Origin of the sequence: Bradyrhizobium barranii subsp. apii (assembly GCF_011516635.5) — a bacterium.
Lineage (GTDB): Bacteria > Pseudomonadota > Alphaproteobacteria > Rhizobiales > Xanthobacteraceae > Bradyrhizobium > Bradyrhizobium barranii.
Genome location: NZ_CP096255.1, coordinates 5,901,073 through 5,920,315, shown reverse-complemented (window position 1 = coordinate 5,920,315; position 19,243 = coordinate 5,901,073). Strand labels below are relative to the sequence as shown.

The following is a 19,243-nucleotide window of genomic DNA, read 5'->3' as shown; positions in this document are numbered from 1 at the left end:
TGATGGCACTGCCAACTTCCAACTCAAGGCGAGAGTGTCTGGCTGCCGTTCGCACAATTGACGAGCTTTTGCGACCAGTCGGGTGCCGACGCGGCGGATGTCCTCTGGGTCCGCTTGAGCCATTTGAGATAACTCGTCGCCGCCAGGATTGATGCTACGGCGAGCAGAATGCCGCCAACAAGATCGATCAAATAATGTGCGCCGATCACGGGGGTCGCCGCGATCATCAGGATATTGATAGTTGCCGCGATGCCTCCCACGGCGCGTACCGGCCACAACGCCCACATGTAGAGCACGGCTGACGCGGCATGGAAGCTCGGGAATGAAACGATACCGGCCAGCTTGAAAAGTCCGAGTTCGCGCAGGCTGCCGTCACGCAAGGCCAGGATGTCCCGCAATTGTCCAGCATAGACCGATGTGTCGATGTTCGGGTACCGAGCCGGTGGCAGCTGCAATCCGTAGTAGGTGCCGATGGCAGGTACGAAAACAGAGATGGCAATTGCGACCGCGAGCGCAACACTCATTGCGAGCATGAACAATTGCAACCGTGCGTACCGCGCCGTGAGGACGAGTACAATGGGAATGCCGAGCAGTGGCCATTTGATCAGCCCATATGCGCGCGACAAGATGATCGCAAGCCATGGGTGGTCGTTGACGTACCGAATGATGGGCTCGGGATCCAAACCAAGTGCGCGATCCACAGAAAGCAGCGCCTGATCCTGGAGAGGATACCCTATTGCTCCCGCGACATAACTAAGCGGTCCTACGATGGCGCAAGTGAGAATGACCTGTCCAATCGTTCCGAGCGAGAAAAAGAGCTTCGGATCGGTGCGATCACCCCTGGTCAGCCGATGATGATAAGCGACAGCGAGCAGGGCCGCCGCGATCGCCAGCGTTGTGCCAAACGCGATCGGTTCGAGACGAAGATTGGTGGACGTCAGCCCTAACGCGAGCAGACTCCCCATAACGGCAATGATCAACCAGTTTGCGTTGAACAGCTGCCAGGCGGCTTGAGGATCCTCGTCGATTTTATGTGAGTTTCTCGGCGGCTCGGCGCTCCCCTTGACCGCCGTCATTCTTGCGTCGGATTTCATTCCCAGCGAACCTTGCAATCAAAACGAACCGATGGGTTCGCATGAGCGTCGTGATCAACCTAAAGTCGATCATAATCAGGGGTTGCGCAAGACGTGTCGCACAATCAAAAGAAGTTCCAGGTTAACGGCGGGTGAACGAGAGCCATTATCCTCGTTTGTCGAGCGCCCATCAGGACCATTCACAAAGCGAACCGACGAGGAGGGCGGATTCTGGGCGCAAAGCGAACCGGCATTGCTGGTGCGCCGCGCTGGGATTTGCCTTCGCGCGTGCTGTGCGGGCCATCATGACGGGCGACGCCGCCGGCCTCTCGACCGAACTCGCGATTACGGTGATAGTGCACTCAATGTGCGAGGCTATCCGCTCTTTGCGCGTGGACGGGCGTCGGCCCGCTGGTCGCGGGCGCCGAGATGTTCGGCCTGCGCTGGCAGGCGATGATCCAAGGCCTCGTCTTCATGAGCCACCAGATCGGCAGCTTCCTCGGCGCCTACGGAGGAAGGGTTCTCTACGACGCGCTCGGCTCCTACACCACGGCCTGGCGCACCGGCGTGGCGCTGGGCTTGGCCGGTGGCATCATCCAGGTCGCGTTCGCGCTGATCCGGCCGTCGCAGCCGCCCGCGCTGGTACTGCGGACGGCGTAGCTGGCGAGCCGGCCATCGCACTTCCATCGGCCGAAGACGTCGAGGGCGTTCAGCTTGCACATTCGCGTAGCAAGGTTGTGATTTTCGCATCGAGATTTCGGGCGACGGAGAGTGCGTCCGAATTGCCATAAGGCAGCAGAAAACTCTCCATTTTGTCGTAAGAGACATGCACGCCATCGGAACGCTCATCAATGAGCACTGTGACCGGAGCGTAAGATCCAGCATCGGGCACGTGCTTGACCATTTCTTTCATGATGAGTGGATTGCCGATCACAAGCCGTATGATTTTAGGCGTCTTGGATCCGGCTTCGCGACGCAGAATGTCGCCCAAGTCAAATTCCGCGAAGAGCATAAGGTCCGTTCGGCCGAGGCCGCTTCGTACAACGCGCTCCAAATCCGGGAAGGAATTTGTCGCCCTCGTTTCCTTGAAAAATTCGACCATGTTGGGCTGCCCGACCGCCGACTTGAGCGCCGCCACAATAGTGTCGAATGATTTTAAGCTCGTGAGGCTGAAGCGCTCCACTTCGATTTTAGCGATTGTCATTTTGTCCTCTGTAACAATTCTCATGGATAAAGTGCGCCTGGGGAACGTGGCTGCCGCTGACCACAAGAACGGGCTGGCGGATAGCGCGCAGAATGGCGTGCCCGGGATCAGGTGTGGCGCACCAGGTGATCAGCGCCTTGGCCTGTGGATCGGTTACCGCGCTGCCGTTATCGGTGTCCCGATCATCCTTGCGCACCTTGGTCCTCTTCAGGAAGGCCAAGCCGGAAGACCGGCTGGCGGATGAATTCGTGAAGAACAGCGGCAGGCGGGGGGCCGGCACATCGGTTTGGGAAAACGCTTGCTGCAGAACCGCTAACAAGTGTTCTTCTCCGCCTTTCGGCGCGGTACCGACGAGTATGAGCTTGCGGACCAGCAGTCCGTGCTCGGCGGCGATCTGCTGAGCGACGCAGCCGCCGAGAGAAAAGCCAAGCAGGTCCACTTCGAGGAGGCCGAGCAAGTCGATGAAATCCACGGCGTCTCGTGCCATCGTCGCGACGTTGTCGGGCGTTTGACCGGTCGACCGGCCGACCCCTGCGTTGTCAAAGGCGATCACGGGGCGATCAGCGGCCAGAGCGTTGACGACGGCGGGATCCCATCCGTCGATGTTTCCCGAGAAGTGCTGCAGAAGAACCAGCGGTGTTCCAGTCGCGGGGCCGAGACGGCGATAGGCGAAGCGGATTCCCTGGCCTTCGATGTAACGGGTTGGCGCCGTTTCGAGTGTGAGGGCGTCCTGGTTCGCGATGTCGAGTTGAGTCATATCGTACTCCGGATGCTTGGCATGAAATGATCGAGCGGGTGAGGCACGTAGCGCGGCGACCGAAACCTTCCTCCAGGATGTCGCTGGCGCTTCGCGCCATCGCGGTCCGAGGCGTTCCGCATTCCTCCGAGCGAGCGTGTGCGCTCCCGGCGCGACAGCGCCGGGAGCAGGTTCGTCACTTCGCGAGTGCCGCCTTTTCGATGACCTCAGCGACTTCCTTCGCATGGACCACGAGCGAGGCATGGCTGCCGGCGACTTCCGTCGTCTGAGCCTTCATCCTGGCTGCGAACAACTTCTGGACCTCGGGCGCGATGACTTTGTCCTTCGTGGTGATGACGTAGAACGTCGGCTTGTCGCGCCAGGCCGCAATGCTGACAGGCGCCTCGAACGCAGCGAGGCTCAGCGGAAGCTGCGAGTTGGCCAGGTGCTCGGCGATCTCCGGAGGAAGGTCAGCCGCGACGGCTGACGGAAACAACTTGGGATCGATATACAGATTGCCCTTCGCGTCGGGATGGATCGCCTTGACGCCTTCGGTCTGCGGGCCGTCTTTGGCCAGCAACGCCAGGGATTGACCGACCTCCGGCGCGAAGGCGGATACATAGACCAGCGCCGAGACCTTGGGATCGTTGCCGGCTTGCGTGATCACCACGCCGCCCCATGAATGGCCGACCAGAACGGTCCTGCCGTCCTGTTTCGCGAGCGCCTGCTTGGTGGCATCGACGTCAGCGGCGAGCGAAGTGAGCGGATTTTCCACGAGCGTGACGTTGTAGCCCTTCTTCGACAGAATATCGGCAACGGGCTGCCAGCTCGTCTGGTCCACGAAAGCGCCGTGCACGAGCACGATGTTGTGGGCTGCTCCCTTGGGCAACTCAGCGGAATGGGCGGGGCCGACCCATGCCGTTCCGGCCAGGAGTACGGTGGCGGCTGAGAGAAGGATATTTAGCATTGATTGTTCCTGTTGATATGTCGGACGGAATAAGGTCCGGGGGAATGGACAGGCGTTTCCTGCCTGGTCGCGGTTTCTTCCATCCGCCGTTGGCGAAATGGTTGCCGCACATGACGTCGGCCCGCCGCGACATGACCTAGTTCGCGGGCTTTTCGGACGGTAGGGATCAATCGTCCGGATGTTGTGTCCGACCGTCCACCGGACTAACTTCGGCGGCATGGACATCCTTGCCCAAGTGCTCGATCGCGTTCGTCTCGGCGGGACGCTGCTGTTCCACTTCGAGCTCGGTCATCCCTGGAATCTGGCGCTGCCGGCGCGCCCCTACGCGCTGTTTCACTATCTCAGTCGGGGCTCCGCGACCCTCGCGCTCGAACTCGGACAGGAAATCCAGATGACCGAGGGCGATTTCGTCGTCATCACACGCGGCGAGCCCCATGTGTTTTATTCGGATCGCCGGGCCAAGCCTTTGCAGATTGTGGACCTCGATCGATCGTCGGCACGTCTGGGCGTCGTTCGTCACGGCGGCCGTGCAAAGCCGCTCTCGACCATGATCTGCGGCAATTTCACCGTGTCGCGGCCCTCGTTCAGCAGCGTGCTGGAGATGCTTCCGCCCGTGCTTCTGCTGAAGCCGACGGCGGACGGTGGCTGGCTCGAAGCCATCCTGCGGCGCATGGTCAGCGAGTCTGCGCTCGAGCGTCCCGGCCAGCGCGTCGCGCTCTCACGACTGACGGAAGTGCTGTTTGTCGAGGTGCTCCGAAGCTGGATCGCGTCTCTCAGTCCCGGACAAGGCGGCTGGCTCGGGGCCATATCGGACCCGCATATCGGACCGGCGCTCAAATTGATCCACGAAAACCCGGAGCGGCCCTGGACCCTGAGCGACCTCGGCCATCGCGTGGGGCTCGGCCGCTCGGTATTTTCGGCCCGCTTCACCAACCTCGTCGGCCAGTCGATGCATCGTTATGTGATCGAACGCCGGATGGCGGAAGCGGCGTTCCTGCTCGAAACCAGCGATGAGCCCATCGCACGGATCGCGAGCCAGGTCGGTTACGAGACAGCGGCGGCGTTTTCGAAACTCTTTCATCGACATCATGGCATGTCGCCCGGCCGCTACCGGACCTCTCAGCGCCTTGATGGACACCAAGGTCAACCGCACGGCTCGGAAGCGAACGTCTCCGATTGAATTTGCGTCAGTTGGTGCCCACGGTGAATGTCAGGCCTGCTGCCAAGCTGCAACGCGACCACGCCTCTGCCAACCGCGCCATCCAATGTCCTGTTCATTGTCGCCGGCTCTGACTTGAGCCCGCTCTCGCAAGATGCGGACTGAGCTGCTTCTCCGCCGCGCTTTCATCGCGCTCTCATCGCCGGTGCTCAATTGTCGCACCTTCGGTGTGAAGCATCTCACACGCACGCTTGCGTCAATGCTGCGATAGAGTACCTGTTGTGATTGAACGTGGTGAATTTGGTCGATTTGACACACCCGCCATCACATCAGCCTCAAATGAGCTGCACACGCCAGAACGGCATGTTGAAATAGCCTCCAATCGGCCGCTCGGCCGATGAGAGCTATGGAGACACTATGGCTGACAAACACGAACAGGGCATGGTTGGTACGTGGACCAAATCCACGTCGGCTGCGTGTGCGGACAAATATCCCGCCACTCTCACATTCTCGACCGGCACCTACCGCGGCATGCGCGGACCAGGGCAGGGCATGGTGTGGTGGGACGCGGGAATCTACCGTCTCGAGGATTCCAACACACTCGTCGTCGGGACGGCGACTGATGAACTTGTGACCTATCGCATTTCACTCAAGGCCGACCGATTTGAGTTTACGGATTCAGAGGGCTGTGTCGTGACCTATCGGCGCGCGTAGGACTGCGCACGCCACAGCTGACCGAAATAACGCGGCTGTACCCGCGAACGAGCCCGATGCTCACGTCGATCGTCTCACCCTTTCAACGAGGAGAAGACGACATGTGCAATTGCTCAGAGCATGAATCGAGTGGCAGCCTTTCCAAGATGACCGCGGCATCGGTCGAGCCCGCGATGAAGCCGCAAGTCCCGCTGTCGCGCCAGATCAGCTTCAGCGACGAGGAGTCCGGCGATCAGCCGGCCTCGACCGATCTACAGCCGTTTCCGCCGTTCAGGCTGTGCAGGCTCGACTTCCGCGAAGGCTGCTACCAGATCAACTTCCGGCCGACCGCGGGCTTCGTGACCTTTGAAGGCACGCTGCGCGTCGATCGCTCGGCACCCGACGGCGGCGCCGACCATCTGATCGTCAGCGGCGATCTCTACTCGAGCCGGCCGGTGATCGGTCCGATCCCGCCGGTGGGGCCCGTGGTGCCGGTGGGCGACGCGGACGAAGATGAAGCGGCGGCGGGCTCGGGATTGACGAGCCTGGCCGGTTCGCTCAGTGCGCTCGATGACCCCCTGATTCCGTTTCCGATCCGCAGGCCGCGGATCCCCATCTTCCCCCGCGCGCGCTATCATTCCTATCTCAGGGTGACCAGCGTGTCCGCGCCGGTCGCGGTCCCGCTGCCGAAGAAGTGCGAGCTGACGATCACAGCCGAGCAGTTCAATCACACGCAGCCGCCGGCCGGCCAGTTCAAGGGCACGTTCCCGGCTTCGCCGTCGCGCACCGTGACGATGAAGCTTTCAAAGGTGCCGGCGCCGTTTCCGTTCTCCCTGACCGGCGGCCCGTTCTACCAGGGCCGGCTGTTCGAGGGCGGCGTGGACAAGGGCAGCATCAGGGGATGTCCCGGGTTCTGTTGAATTTCTGAAGAGGTCGGCGTTGCCCACCTTGAGCCGGTAGGCTCGGGGTGCTGATTCCACAAAGGAGAGCAACGCCATGACGAGAGATATCACACCGGCTGGTTGGCCGGCGACCGGGGCTGTGGAGAAATCATTTGCGGAAGTGCGAGCGAGCTTCGATCGGTTCTGCCTTGCGGCAGGAATCGAGGCGCTCGGCACGATGATGGAGGCGGATGTGACAGCGGCCTGCGGGCCGCGCCACGGTCGTGATGCGGCGCGGCGGGCGCACCGTTGGGGCCGAACGCGGGGGCGGATCGGTTTCCACGGCGGCAAGATCGAGGTCGGTCGCCCGCGGGTCCGGGGCATGGACGGCCGCGAGGTCACGATCCCGAGCTGGGAAACGGCGGCGCAGGAGGACTGGCTCGGTCGCTGGGCGATGAACCTGATGCTGATCAATGTGTCGACGCGCCGGTTCGGCCGCGCCGTCCGGCTGCCCGAGGGTGACGTGCCGGCACCGCCCGGATCGGGGATTTCGAAGTCGGCGGCCTCGCGGAGGTTCGTGGCTCTGTCGGCGGCGCGGCTGGCCGACTTCATGGCTGCCGATCTGTCCGCGCTCGACCTTCTGGTGGTCCAAATCGACGGGCTGCATCTCGACGACGATCTCGTGCTGGTGGCCGCGATCGGGGTTGACGGCGAAGGCAACAAGCATCCGCTGGCGCTGGTGGAAGGGGCGACCGAGAATGCAGCAACGGTTCAGGCCCTGCTGGACAACCTGGTCTCGCGCGGGCTCGACCCGACGGTGCCAAGACTGTTCATCGCCGACGGCGCGAAGGCGTTGTCGAAGGCGATCCGCCGCACCTTCGGTTCGGCCGCTGCGATCCAGCGCTGCCAGATCCACAAGGCGCGCAACATCATGGAACGCCTGCCGAAAGAGCATCATGCGGCCACCCGCCGGGTGCTGCGCCAGGCCTGGGAGCTCGATGACGCCGACAAGGCTGAAAAATTGATCCGCAATCTCGCGCGTCGACTCGACCAGCAATGGCCCGGCGTTGCGGCCAGTATCCTCGAAGGCCTCGACGAAATCCTGACTGTCGTCCGGTTGAAGTTGCCGAAGGAGCTTCGCCGATCGCTCGCCTGTACCAATATCGCCGAGAACATGATGGGCACCATTCGCCGCGTCACGCGCAACGTTAAACGCTGGCGGGATGCCGGTATGGCCTTGCGATGGGTCGCGGCCGGTATGATCGAGGCCAACAAGGGCTTCCGACGATTGAAGGCGCATAAGCAATTGTCGGTTCTGCGTGCGGCCCTTCAAGCTCACCACGATCGCATGACAATCAAGTCCGTTGCCCACGTCACGAGGGCTGCGTAATATTCATTCCGGCAACGTCGACCCGACGTAGTTCAACAGCGATCGGGACATCCCCCTCAAAAGGGCCAATCGCAGACATTCTGCCTGCTCATTCGATCACTTCGTCGGCGGTCAGGAGAGAGTCTCGACCAGCCGCCAAACCAAGCGCCTTGGCCGCCTTAAGGTTTACAACCAGCTCGAACTTGGTTGGCTGCTGTATCGGCAACTCGGCTGGCGTTGCGCCTTTGAGTATTCTGTCCAGATAGATAGCGGTCGCGCGTGACAGGTCAGGCAGGTTGACTCCGTAAGAGACAAGGCCACCGAGCTCCACGCCCTCTCTGGCGGCGTAGATCGTCGGGAGGCGGTTCTTCTCGGCAAAGGGTACAATCCGAGAGTACTGGCTGTACAGCATCGGACTAGGAAACACGACGAGACCATCCGCTCGCGCTTTGGCCAACTCCGCAAACGCGCTTTCGAGATCGGCGGGGCTATCCGCCGGCACAAGTTGAAGGCTTGCTCCGAGAGATCGGGCGGCGCTCTCAATCTCGTTCAGCATCCCCTTCATTGTGCGCTCACCGTATGCACGAGGGTGCCACAAAACGACAACGTGAGAGAGACCGGGAACGATCTCCTTAAGCAGTTGAAGCCGTTTGGACACCAACTCCGGGCCGAGAAATGCCGTCCCGGTGACATTGCCGCCCGGCCGCGCCAGACTGGAAGCGAGTTCGTCGTCGACGGGATCTGCCATGCCTATGCCGACAATCGGAATGGTGGAAGTCGCTTTCTTGGCTGCGCGGACGGCCGGGGTAGCCAAAGCAACAATTGCGTCGCCGCGGTGCGTCACGAATTCCTGCGCGTACTCGTTGAGCTTGTCCTCATCGCCGTCTGCGAATTTACGGTAAAACGCGACATTCTTTCCTTCAGTATAGCCGAGCACACGCAATGCCGGCACAAACGCATCGAGAGTCTTTAGACTTGCGTCGGACTTGTCACCGCGGCCGAGTGAAAGCACGCCGATCTGATGAAGCTTGGTCGATTGCTGAGCATGACCTGCGAACGGCCACGTTGCAGCCATACCCCCAACAACCGTGATGAACTTGCGCCGTTTCATGCGGCCCTCAGCCAAGCCGAACTATCGTACAGACAAAAGGTGGCGCCTTGGAAGTGTAATCAGGCCGGTGAAAGTCTGCTTTGGGTCAAAATGCGAAGAACTCAGAGTGAGCAAATCCAGTCCGCTTCACCCCACTAAGCGGACCTCAACGAGGAGTGTCGTCACTTCGCTGATGGGTTATCAGCCGACGTGATTGCCTGTGAATAATCTAGGAGTCCGGGCCGCGGAGCGGCACTGGTCGAGGTATTGGGTCAATCCGGCCGTGGGAGCCGAACAGCCACCCAGTCTCTGAGCGGAACGCAAACTTACCTGGCGCCGGAAACTAGATTGCCGACACAGCTTCTCGACGGAACGAATGTCGACCCAGAGGTGTGCGTGTGCGCAGTCGCAAGCTGTTCTATCTCGAGCGTTCGGCCGCCGCCGTTAGAGCATTTTCCGACCGGAAAGAATCGGGTGGGGATTGAACGAAGCCGCTGCCGCGGCGTAGGGGGCAAGGTGGCATAGATCGCCTCCTGGCTGAGAGGATGTGGGTGTTGGAGCCCACCCCCTCAGACAGGAGTATCGAGATGGCCGATTTGAGCCCTCTTCGCCGCCGCATGATCGAAGACATGACCGTCCGCAATCTGTCGCCGGCGACGCAAAGATCCTACATCAGCGCGGTTTCGAAGTTCAGCCGCTATTTTGGCCGATCGCCTGACCGGTTAGAGCTGGAAGACGTCCGCGCCTTCCAGGTGCATTTGGTCTCGACCGGCATCTCATGGCCGGCGCTGAACCAGATCGTCTGTGCGCTACGGTTTTTCTACGGCGTCACGCTCGGCGAGGCGCTCATCCCAGAGCGCATTCCCTATGCGCGAGAACCGCGCAAGCTGCCGGTCGTTCTCAGCGCCGACGAAGTGGTTCAGTTTCTTGAAGCGGTATCGAGCCTGAAGAGCCGCGCCGCGCTCACCACCGCCTATGCGGCCGGGCTCAGGGCCTCGGAGGTTGCGGGACTGCGGATCGAAGACATCGACAGCGCCCGCGGCGTCATCCAGGTGCGCCACGGCAAGGGCGCGAAGGATCGCAACGTGATGCTGTCGCCCCAGCTGCTGGGCATCCTGCGCACCTACTGGCGGCTCGCCCGGCCGCGGCTTTATCTGTTCCCTGGTCGTGACGAAGATCATCCGATCGATCAGACCGTGCTGCATGCCGCCTGCCGGTCGGCGGTGAAGGCTGCGGGCCTGACCAAGCGCGTCACGCTGCACACGCTGCGCCACAGCTTCGCGACACATCTTCTCGAGAACGGAACCGATATCCGGATCATCCAGGTCTTGCTCGGGCACAATAATTTGTCGTCGACAGCGCGCTACACGCAGGTCGCCACCGATACGATCCGAGCGACGCAGAGCCCGCTCGATCGCCTGTCGCTGGAGGTGACGCCACCTGGATGACCCGCAGCGGGATGCGGGTCATGACCCGCTCCGACATCCGCTCCAACAGGCCCGCCATCGAGATTGCCGATATTCTGCGCCGGCATGGCGACGCCTATCGCCGTGTACATGCCGGTCATCTGGGGCGGGTCGAGCGGCGCGTGATGAGCGCGATCGTTGCGTGCCGGACCGAGGCGCTCGGCGGCCACATGCAGGCTTGCGACGACTGCGGCACGACACGCGTTGCCTATAATTCCTGCCGCAATCGGCACTGTCCGAAGTGTCAGGGGAGAGCCCGAGCCGCGTGGCTCGCCGCGCGTCAAGCCGACCTGCTTCCGGTTCCCTATTTCCACGTCGTCTTTACACTTCCCGCACCGATCGCCGCGATCGCTTTCCAGAACAAGGCCGTCGTCTATGCCATCCTGTTCAAGGCTGCCGCCGAGGCGATGACGACGCTCGCCGCCAATCCACGCCGGCTCGGCGGTGCGATCGGCGGCGTCGCCGTCCTCCACACCTGGGGACAGACGCTGATGCATCATCCCCACGTCCATTGCGTCGTTCCGGGTGGCGGCCTCTCGCCCGATGGCGCGCGCTGGACCGCTTGCCGACCGAACTTCTTCCTGGCCGTCAAACCGTTGTCCAGACTATTTCGCACACTTTTTCTCAAACGTCTGTCGGCAGCCTTCAACTCCGGTGCCTTGCGTTTCTTCGGCGATCTCGGAGCTCTGGCCGAGCCGGCTGCCTTTGCGGCCCACCTCGACGCCATGCGACGCATCAACTGGGTTGTTTACGCCAAGCGGCCCTTCGGCGGACCCGCACAGGTCCTGGCCTATCTCGGCCGCTACACCCATCGCGTCGCGATCGCCAACAGCCGGCTCGTCGCACTCGACGACGATCATGTCGCCTTCTCATGGAAGGACTATCGCCAAAACAGCGCGACAAAGATCATGAATCTCAAGCCCGATGAGTTCATTCGCCGTTTCCTGCTTCATACGCCGCCTGACGGCTTCCACCGCATCCGCCACTTCGGCTTCATGGCCAACCGCCATCGCGCTGCCAAGCTCGCCCTTTGCCGCGAACTTCTCGATCATGAGCGAACAGCCCCAAACGATGGCCAGCCGTCGCCTGTGGATTCGGAGGCTCAAACCTGGGCCGAGGTTCCTGCCTGTCCCGATTGTGGTGGCGTCATGCGCATCATTGAGCGCTTTCGACATAGCTTCAGACGCCCCAGCCCTCGAACATCACCGTTCCGATGCGACACATCGTGAGCCAAGTCATGTCGTGCACGACGATCATCATTCGTCATTTCGCTCCCAGCGTCTCGATCATCGCGGACGATGTCGAATCCGTGCTGTCACACTGCGCGACAACAACCGTCCGATGCAGCAAAAGGCCTATCGCGATCTCAGGCGAAGCGCGTCTGATCTCAACTCTTCCAGGATGCGCACTCCTGTGTCTCTGCCTCACGCGCCGAGCCAGCAGATCGGGCATGGCGATCTCGAACAATCCCCATAGCTGCAAAACCGCGAATAGCCTCCCGCGCCTTCGTTCAATCCGGCTTCAATGAGGTCGCGTCATAAGCGCCTGCCGCGCCCTCGCGTGAGCGCGACCTCACAGAACCCTCCAGATTCCCAAAACGGCGCGAGTCAGATTCAAGCTGCATGCTGGCGAGGGAGGCCAGCATGTATGGCCAGGGCGCTTTCGGTTGATCTTCGCCAAAGGGTGGTAGCCGCGATTGACGGTGGCATGTCCTGTCGACAGGCTGCTGAGCGCTTTGGTGTCAGCGCGGCCAGTGCAATCCGCTGGCGCGGTCGCCTCAAGAAAGTTGGCGACATCGTTCCTAAACGCCAGGGCGGTGACCGCAAATCGCAGCGCATCGAAGCGCATTCGCAATTGATTCTGGAGGCGGTGACAGCGAGGCCGGATATCACGCTTGCCGAGTTGCGAGAACTGTTGAAACGTCGTGGAATATCGACTGGCATCGCGTCGCTCTGGCGTTTTTTCCAGCGCAGAAAGATCACACTTAAAAAAAGACAGCGCACGCCGCCGAGCAACGGCGCGGCGATATAAATGCCGCACGTGAGGAGTGGTTCGAAGGGCAAATCGACCTTGACCCTGAGCGTCTCGTCTTCATCGACGAAACCAGCGCCAACACCAAAATGGCGCGGCGTTACGGGCGCTCGCCACGCGGCGAGCGATGTCGTGCAGCTATCCCACACGGACATTGGAAGACGACGACGTTCACCGCTGGATTGCGCTCCGACGGTCTGATCGCGCCGCTTGTTCTGGACGGTCCAATGGATGGCGACGCTTTCCTGGCCTACGTCGAGCAATTGCTCGCCCCATCGCTGCGGCCGGGCGATACCGTTATCATGGACAACTTGCCCGCTCACAAGGTCCATGGCGTTCGAGAGGCCATCCAGGCGGTCGGAGCTAGCCTGCTCTATCTTCCGCCCTACAGTCCAGACTTCAACCCGATTGAAATGGCCTTCTCCAAACTGAAAGCGCTGTTGCGGACCGCCGCAGCCCGCACCATGCCCGATCTCTGGCAAGCAATCGCCAACGCTCTCAAACGCTTCTCACCCGAGGAATGTCAAAATTATCTCGTCGCGGCTGGTTACGACGCAACGTGATCGGAAAACGCTCTAGCACAGGATAGCGGGCATAGAGCGTGTCGACGCGGTCCCGCCACATCGCCACGAACGCACCCGAGGTGAGATCATCGACCGACTTCCATTCGCGTTTGACCGCAGGCAGCGTATTGCCCCAGATAGCGCGCTTGCACCATCGCTCGCCCTTTGCCGAGCCCTCCCGGGTTGCGCACATCGACTTCCAGGCAATCCGCTGCGGACGGCTGATGTGTTGGGCGGCTCCTTCCCAGCCCTGCTGGTGGATCAGGTAGAGGTCGGAAAGGGTCGGCTTTTTCTGCGTCAATATTTCGAATAGCGCAGCCTCGCTGAGAAACTTGTAGGCGGCACCTACAGCGTTGTCGCGAGGATTGAGGATGTCGCCCGATCCGTATTTGCTGAACTCAAACTTGCTCAGCTGGAACAGGCCGATATAGGAGCCGGTGCGTTGCTTGGGATTGAAATCGGATTCGATTTTGGCGACCGCCTTCATGAAGTTGACATCGACACCGAACGCTTCGGCTGCACGTTCGATCTCCTGGACGGGCGTTCCGAGCGGAACGTCGCTCAACGCCGACAAGGCGATCTTTGCGGGTTTTTCCGGCGGCGGAATTTCCGAGTAGACGTAGTATTTGAGATACGACGGTTTGCCTTCGCCCGGATTGGGCGAAGCAACGGGCGGACGGTCCTGCTGTAGCGTTGCCGAGTTCTCGGGCGACGCTGCCTCAAGGCTGGCGACCTGCACCATTGGCTCTTGCGAAGTGGTTACATCGGACGGCGGCACCGAGTCCGGCGCCGCGGCGCTGAATCCCGCCGCAACGATCGCATTAGCCGATAATCCTGTATCGAATTTCGTCTCGATGGCCGGGGCCGGAAACGCGGCGCCAGCATTTGACAGAACCGTCGTCACATTCAGCGGGATGCCGCTGAATGCATCAGCCACTCTTGCATTCGGCGTTGCGATGCTTGGGCGCGGTACCGCGATCTGACCAATCGCGACAAGCGAAGTCGCTGTCAGCGCGCCGGCAATACAGCTTGTTTGCCAAATCTTCAATGTCGCCAGCCGCGCGGCCGCGGTCCCCCCATTCACGTCCCCGACTTGGCACGCAGATTAAGGAGGTGAGGGGATGACAATGGGGCGCACCTGTGGCGCAGGTGCGGCCGGTCTCGGTCGCGTCGCCAAGATTGCCTAAATTGAAAGTTGCGGTCGTGATGCGCCTCCCGCCGAGGAACAGGACGGGCGCCATATCGCGCAACCATCGCTAAGCAAGGCATCTTCGTGCGTTAGCGCATCGAGACCGGCGCCCGCGCGCACACCGCTCCCAAGCATCTCGAGGCCGCGACGTCGCAAGACCCGAGGACGGTTCGCTGGGATGGACAATCGCAATCCGCTTTATGACCGCCAGCGTCGGTCTCAGCGGAGCTGGTCTAGCCAAGCTCAGGTCTGCCGTGACCGTTGTCTCCGCTCGGGCCGGAGCGTTGCAGCTCACCACAGCGCCTGCCGCATTCTTGCGCAACAGTAAACTAGTGCGCCAATGTCTCAGTTGGGTCAATCGCGTCGGTTGGCCCGTAGCTCGACGACTTCCGGTCTACTACCCGCTCCGGACATGTCGCAAACTGAAGCGATGGGCCATGACCGGACTCATGCGTCGCAGCAGAGTGCCGCTATTCAATCGCCTCATGGGATGGAGAGCTAATCGGGCAACCCCGCTTTCCGAAGACCCTCAATAAACAGCTTTGCGTTTGATAGTCCGGCCCGGGCGATAAGCGCCGATACTGTAAAGGCGGGATCGATCTCAAGCACACGCGCCGCCGCGTCGTGCGCCTCAGCGTCACGTCCGAGATGGGCGAAGGCGGACGCGAGCCATTGGTAAGTTGCCAAATAAAGGTTCTGACGAAGGGCCTTCTTCAATACGACGATGGCTTCGTCAAAGCGGCGAAGCTCGATAAGGGCCTGCCCAATGCCAGTAAGCGTCATGTATAGTAGCGGGTCTACTGGGCTCATGCGAACGGCACGTTCAAAGCTCCAGATCGCTTCCTCCGGCAGCCCCGCAATTCTATAGACATGGCCTCTGCAGCTCCATGTGAGCCATGAATTTGGGTTGAGCCCGACCGCCCGGTCAGCCATTTCGATCTCGGCTTCACGATCGCCGACCATGAACGCCGAGATTACGGCAGCCCTTGCTAACGTGTCCGGATCGCCATCGTCGATGCTCAATGCCAAACGAGCAAGCCGAACCGCTTCCTTGCGGTCGAACTGAGGATCGTTGGCATAGCCCAAAAGGACGTTGAGCATGTGGCAGACACCTGCCAGAGCCGCGACAGCGCCGAACCGAGGGGCGAGCTCCAAGGCGCGGTGGAACAGTCGGATTGCCTCGGCCAACCCTTCGCGGGTCCTTAGGTAGAACTGCGGCATGGCACGGAGATAAAAATCATACGAGGTGAGGTTCTCTGGCCGCCGCCGCGTCGCCAATTCAATTTCTGTTTGAAGCATCTTTGGCTCAATGGCCGACACAACGGCGAGCGTTACTTCGTCCTGAAGAGCAAAAACGTCGGTCAGGTCACGCTCAAACCTGTCCACCCAGATGTGCGCGCCTGTAACCGCATCGATCAACTGCCCTGTGATGCGAACTTTCCCCGACGCCTTCCGCACAGACCCCTCGAGGACATAGCGCACGCCGAGCCTTCGCCCGACTTCCTTGATATCGACCGCTCGCCCCTTGAAGGTGAAGCTCGAATTGCGCGCGATCACGAACAGCGACTTGAAGCGCGACAGCGCGGTGATGATCTCCTCGACCATTCCGTCCGCAAAGTATTCCTGTTCGGGATCGCCGCTCATGTTCTCGAACGGCAGTACGGCGATGGAAGGCTTGTCCGGGTGTGGCGGGGCCGCACTCAGCCCCTCTGTCAGCGCCCCTGGCGCTCCGGCGCGGACAGCGTAGGCGCGGACCGGCTTGGAGATGTTCTTGAGCTGCTGCTCGCCACGATCCTCGAAGCCAGCGTCTAGCTTGCCCTCGACTTCGTTGTAGACCTTGTCGGAAATCAGGATACCGCCCGGATCGGCGATCCCCTCCAGCCGAACAGCAATGTTGATCCCGTCGCCGTAGAGGTCGTCGTCCTGTCTAAGTGTCTGTTCCAAAACATGTTGAGTCGAATGAATCGGTTGTGATTCAAGGTGAGCGGCCTGATTCGATGGGGACGCGCCGCCAATGTGGACTACCGAGAACCGTGCACGCTACGACCGCAGCCGCCTGCGCTATCCGAGCGACTTGACCGACGAGGAGTGGGCGCTGATCGCGCCTCGCATCCCGCCGGCCAAGCGCGGCGGCAACAAGCGTACGGTGGACCTGCGCGAGATTGCCAACGGGCTGATGTACATCCTGAGCACAGGTTGCCAGTGGCGCGCGATCCCCAAGGACCTGCCGCCGCGCTCGACGCTGTATGGCTACTTCGATCTGTGGAGCTGGAACGGCACGCTCGATAAAATTCATCACGCCCTCTATGTCGAATGTCGCGAAAGGGCCGAGCGCGAGGCTTCTCCCACCGCCGCCATCATCGATAGCCAGAGCGTGAAAAGCGCTGAAAAAGGGGGCCTCATGATCTCCATGGCTACGACGCGGGCAAGAAGATCAAGGGCAAGAAGCGGCACATTCTCGTCGACACGCAAGGCCTCTTGATGCACGCCATCGTGCATGCGGCGGACATCCAGGATCGCGACGGCGGCGTGCTCCTGATGGCAACGTTGTTCGGCCTCTATCCCTTTCTTCTGAAGCTCTACGCCGACGGCGGATATCAAGGGCCACATTTCCAGAAGGGGCTGCGTAGCGCTCTGAAGCGCGTGAACCTCGAAATCGTCAAACGCTCCGATCAGGCTCACCGTTTCGTCGTCTTGCCCAAACGCTGGATCGTCGAGCGTACCTTTGCCTGGCATCGGGCGATGCCGAAGACTGTCCAAAGATTGGGAATGCTTCAATCACAGGGCGCTCGCCTTTCTCAAGCTGGCCTCCATCCGACTCATGCTGCGAAAGCTATGCAATCCAAGGTAATCTTTCCGGACAGACTCTAACGATCACTTCACCAAGGTTGAGCCCGATGCGTAGCTTGAATGGACCGCTACCCTCGGCGAGATGATCCTGTATCTCAACCGCGCATCTCATGGCGGCCAGGGGACTGGCGAACTCGGCGAGTGCGCCATCACCCGTTGTCTTGATTAGACGGCCTTCGTGGCGGGAGAGGCTCGGCTCGATCAGTTCTCGCTTGAGCCGCTCGAACTCGGCATAGGTAGCTTCCTCAGCGCGTTGCATCAACGCAGAGTAACCGACCACGTCGGCAGCCAAAATCGCCGCTAATCGCCTTTGAACCCGCTGCTCCGTCACAGCGCTCTCCGAACGGCCAGCCAAAAATTCGTCGCTGGGGCCAGGAGGAGCCTAGCACTTTGTTGCGAACCTGTGAGCGGTAATCGCGGGAGGGCCCTGTTGCCCCGAGGCGGCATTTGCTGTTGCACGGCGGCAGTAAGCGTGCGGCAACTCGGAAGGTCCGAGTTGGGTCACGACCGGTAAGGCTTGGATCGAGCACGTGAGTTCTGCTTCGCATCCGAAAGCGGACATCTCGCCTCAATGAGTACACGCCCTCTGGAAGTACAACGCCAATCGGCTTGAATTTCGTGCAAACCTGGAGCTGCAGTGGCGGGAGTTCTCTCTGAAATCTCGCTCTGTATGCCGAGACCCAGTGCCGACCTCTACCGAAATCCATGAGCATCGCCGAATTGCGACACGCGGCCACAACCCCGGCTGTCGGGGAGCCTGCACTGGCGATGCGCTCAATCCCGCGACATCTTCTCATACTTCTTCACCAGCCGTTCCCGCTTCAGCCGCGACAGCCGCTGAATCCAGAACATGCCGTCGAGCTGGTCGATCTCGTGCTGGTGACAGACGGCGCGCAAGTCGTCCGACTCCTCGCTGTGCGTGTTGCCGTCAACATCCTGATAGCTGATCCGCACCCGTGCGTGGCGCTGGACCTCGTCGTTGACGCCGGGCATCGAGACGCTGCCTTCCTTGTGCAGGATCATCTCGGGCGAAGCCCACTCGATCTCCGGATTGACGTAGGTTTGCGGGCCCGCCTTGGCGTCGAGCTCGAGCACGACGACGCGCAAGGGCACGCCGATATGCGGCGCCGTGATGCCGATGCCGGGCGCGGCGCGCATGGTGTCGAGCAGGTCGGCTGCAAGCTCGCGCAACGCGCCGTCGAATGCGGTGACGGGATGGGCCGGCGTCGCGAGCCGGCGATCGGGATAGCGGAGGAGGGGACGAATGGTCATGCAGGCTCCCTACCACTCACGGATGGTTGAAGCATCCCGTTCTTGACTACCTACCAACTGGAAGGTAGTTAATCCGCCATGACCAACGTTTCCTCGACGGCCGACGACATCCTGGCCTGCGCGCGCACCCTGATCATCGCGGGCGGCTATAACGGCTTCAGCTATGCCGACGTGGCCGAAATCGTCGGTATCCGCAAGCCGAGCATCCACCACCATTTCGCCAGCAAGGTCGATCTGGTCCGAACCCTCGTGTCGCGCTATCGCGCGGAAGCCGAGGCGGGACTGTCCGCGCTCGAACGCAATGTCGCGGACCCCCGCGACCAGCTCAAAAGCTATGTCCGGTATTGGGAGGCGTGCATCAATGATGCGACGGCGCCTTTCTGCGTGTGTGCGCTGCTTGCCTGCGAGCTACCGATCCTGCCGGAGCAGGTGGCGCTTGAGGTCCGCGCGCATTTCCGTTCGCTGGCGTCGTGGCTGACCTCGGTGATGGAGCGCGGCAAGCGGAAGGGGCAGCTGCATCTCTCCAGCGCAGCGAAGATCGAGGCTGAAGGCTTCATGGCGACCGTTCACGGCGCGATGCTGTCGGCGCGTGCCTATGGCGATCCAAAGATGTTCGGTGTGATCACCGGGCCGCTGCTGGATCGGTTGTCCGCCAGGCACTGAAACATATCGACGAGACGACAACGACACGCCCGCAGGT

Annotated in this window: 17 protein-coding genes and 2 pseudogenes; 10 read left to right on the top strand and 9 right to left on the bottom strand. The window is 61.2% G+C overall.

Annotation, left to right across the window (positions count from 1 at the left end; genetic code table 11):
* Positions 1–23: 23 nt before the first annotated feature.
* Positions 24–1,076, bottom strand: coding sequence for a phosphatase PAP2 family protein (locus tag HAP41_RS28300; RefSeq protein WP_166095627.1), 1,053 nt, complete (start codon positions 1,074–1,076; stop codon positions 24–26).
* Positions 1,077–1,466: 390 nt separating this feature from the next.
* Between HAP41_RS28300 and HAP41_RS28295 the strand changes: the two are divergent.
* A pseudogene (locus HAP41_RS28295) lies at positions 1,467–1,733 on the top strand (MFS transporter); the annotation flags it as partial.
* 49 nt (positions 1,734–1,782) lie between these two features.
* Here the strand turns inward: HAP41_RS28295 and HAP41_RS28290 are convergent.
* From HAP41_RS28290 to HAP41_RS28280, 3 genes are all read right to left on the bottom strand, one after another.
* Positions 1,783–2,277, bottom strand: coding sequence for a DUF302 domain-containing protein (locus HAP41_RS28290; protein WP_166095631.1), 495 nt, complete (start codon positions 2,275–2,277; stop codon positions 1,783–1,785).
* Complete coding sequence (locus tag HAP41_RS28285; RefSeq protein WP_224580719.1) at positions 2,264–3,034, bottom strand: alpha/beta fold hydrolase; 771 nt, start codon at positions 3,032–3,034, stop codon at positions 2,264–2,266. The genes HAP41_RS28290 and HAP41_RS28285 overlap by 14 nt, the downstream gene beginning before the upstream one ends.
* 175 nt (positions 3,035–3,209) lie before the next feature.
* A complete protein-coding gene (locus HAP41_RS28280) occupies positions 3,210–3,980 on the bottom strand; it encodes an alpha/beta hydrolase (RefSeq protein WP_063983778.1) in 771 nt (256 codons plus the stop codon).
* A gap of 217 nt (positions 3,981–4,197) precedes the next feature.
* Between HAP41_RS28280 and HAP41_RS28275 the strand changes: the two genes are divergently transcribed.
* The 4 genes from HAP41_RS28275 (at position 4,198) to HAP41_RS28260 (ending at position 8,103) form a co-directional block, all read left to right on the top strand.
* Positions 4,198–5,160 (top strand): AraC family transcriptional regulator, encoded by a 963-nt coding sequence (locus HAP41_RS28275; protein WP_166105742.1) that lies wholly within the window; start codon positions 4,198–4,200, stop codon positions 5,158–5,160.
* A 396-nt stretch (positions 5,161–5,556) separates the two neighbouring features.
* Complete coding sequence (locus HAP41_RS28270) at positions 5,557–5,853, top strand: hypothetical protein (protein WP_063983776.1); 297 nt, start codon at positions 5,557–5,559, stop codon at positions 5,851–5,853.
* Between the two features lie 146 nt (positions 5,854–5,999).
* Positions 6,000–6,752, top strand: a complete 753-nt coding sequence (locus HAP41_RS28265; protein WP_224580720.1) for a hypothetical protein — start codon at positions 6,000–6,002, stop codon at positions 6,750–6,752.
* Between the two features lie 76 nt (positions 6,753–6,828).
* Positions 6,829–8,103 (top strand): IS256 family transposase, encoded by a 1,275-nt coding sequence (locus tag HAP41_RS28260; protein WP_166080342.1) that lies wholly within the window; start codon positions 6,829–6,831, stop codon positions 8,101–8,103.
* Positions 8,104–8,191: 88 nt separating this feature from the next.
* Here the strand turns inward: HAP41_RS28260 and HAP41_RS28255 are convergent, their stop codons facing one another.
* Positions 8,192–9,193, bottom strand: coding sequence for an ABC transporter substrate-binding protein (locus HAP41_RS28255; RefSeq protein WP_166095652.1), 1,002 nt, complete (start codon positions 9,191–9,193; stop codon positions 8,192–8,194).
* Positions 9,194–9,759: 566 nt separating this feature from the next.
* Here HAP41_RS28255 and HAP41_RS28250 point away from each other — a divergent pair.
* The 3 genes from HAP41_RS28250 to HAP41_RS28240 all read left to right on the top strand — a co-directional run bounded on the left by HAP41_RS28250 (position 9,760) and on the right by HAP41_RS28240 (position 13,232).
* Entirely contained in the window at positions 9,760–10,620 is an 861-nt protein-coding gene (locus tag HAP41_RS28250) for a tyrosine-type recombinase/integrase (protein WP_029085027.1), read from the top strand.
* 20 nt (positions 10,621–10,640) lie between these two features.
* The gene (locus HAP41_RS28245; protein WP_166053869.1) at positions 10,641–11,867 is read left to right on the top strand and encodes an IS91 family transposase; all 1,227 of its coding nucleotides are present in this window, start codon (positions 10,641–10,643) and stop codon (positions 11,865–11,867) included.
* A 418-nt stretch (positions 11,868–12,285) separates the two neighbouring features.
* A protein-coding gene (locus HAP41_RS28240; RefSeq protein WP_166063836.1) for an IS630 family transposase occupies positions 12,286–13,232 on the top strand; the annotation gives its coding sequence in 2 pieces (ribosomal slippage) (positions 12,286–12,625 and positions 12,625–13,232; 948 coding nt in all).
* On the opposite strand, the gene HAP41_RS28235 is transcribed toward HAP41_RS28240, so the two are convergent.
* On the bottom strand, positions 13,168–14,169 hold the full coding sequence (locus tag HAP41_RS28235) for a transglycosylase SLT domain-containing protein (RefSeq protein WP_224580721.1): 1,002 nt from the start codon (positions 14,167–14,169) through the stop codon (positions 13,168–13,170). The two genes, HAP41_RS28240 and HAP41_RS28235, sit on opposite strands and share 65 nt — an antisense overlap.
* Before the next feature lie 750 nt (positions 14,170–14,919).
* A complete protein-coding gene (locus tag HAP41_RS28230) occupies positions 14,920–16,365 on the bottom strand; it encodes a tetratricopeptide repeat protein (RefSeq protein ID WP_224580722.1) in 1,446 nt (481 codons plus the stop codon).
* 70 nt (positions 16,366–16,435) lie between these two features.
* Between HAP41_RS28230 and HAP41_RS28225 the strand changes: the two are divergent.
* A pseudogene (locus HAP41_RS28225) lies at positions 16,436–17,272 on the top strand (IS5 family transposase).
* Here HAP41_RS28225 and HAP41_RS28220 read toward each other — a convergent pair.
* Together HAP41_RS28220 and HAP41_RS28215 are read right to left on the bottom strand one after the other, a co-directional pair.
* On the bottom strand, positions 17,255–17,602 hold the full coding sequence (locus HAP41_RS28220) for an adenylate/guanylate cyclase domain-containing protein (RefSeq protein ID WP_224580723.1): 348 nt from the start codon (positions 17,600–17,602) through the stop codon (positions 17,255–17,257). The pseudogene HAP41_RS28225 and the gene HAP41_RS28220 sit on opposite strands and share 18 nt — an antisense overlap.
* Before the next feature lie 443 nt (positions 17,603–18,045).
* Entirely contained in the window at positions 18,046–18,543 is a 498-nt protein-coding gene (locus HAP41_RS28215; protein WP_135215227.1) for a peptide deformylase, read from the bottom strand.
* Between the two features lie 78 nt (positions 18,544–18,621).
* Here HAP41_RS28215 and HAP41_RS28210 point away from each other — a divergent pair, with 78 nt between their 5' ends.
* Positions 18,622–19,206, top strand: a complete 585-nt coding sequence (locus HAP41_RS28210; protein ID WP_063983759.1) for a TetR/AcrR family transcriptional regulator — start codon at positions 18,622–18,624, stop codon at positions 19,204–19,206.
* Positions 19,207–19,243 lie beyond the last annotated feature (37 nt).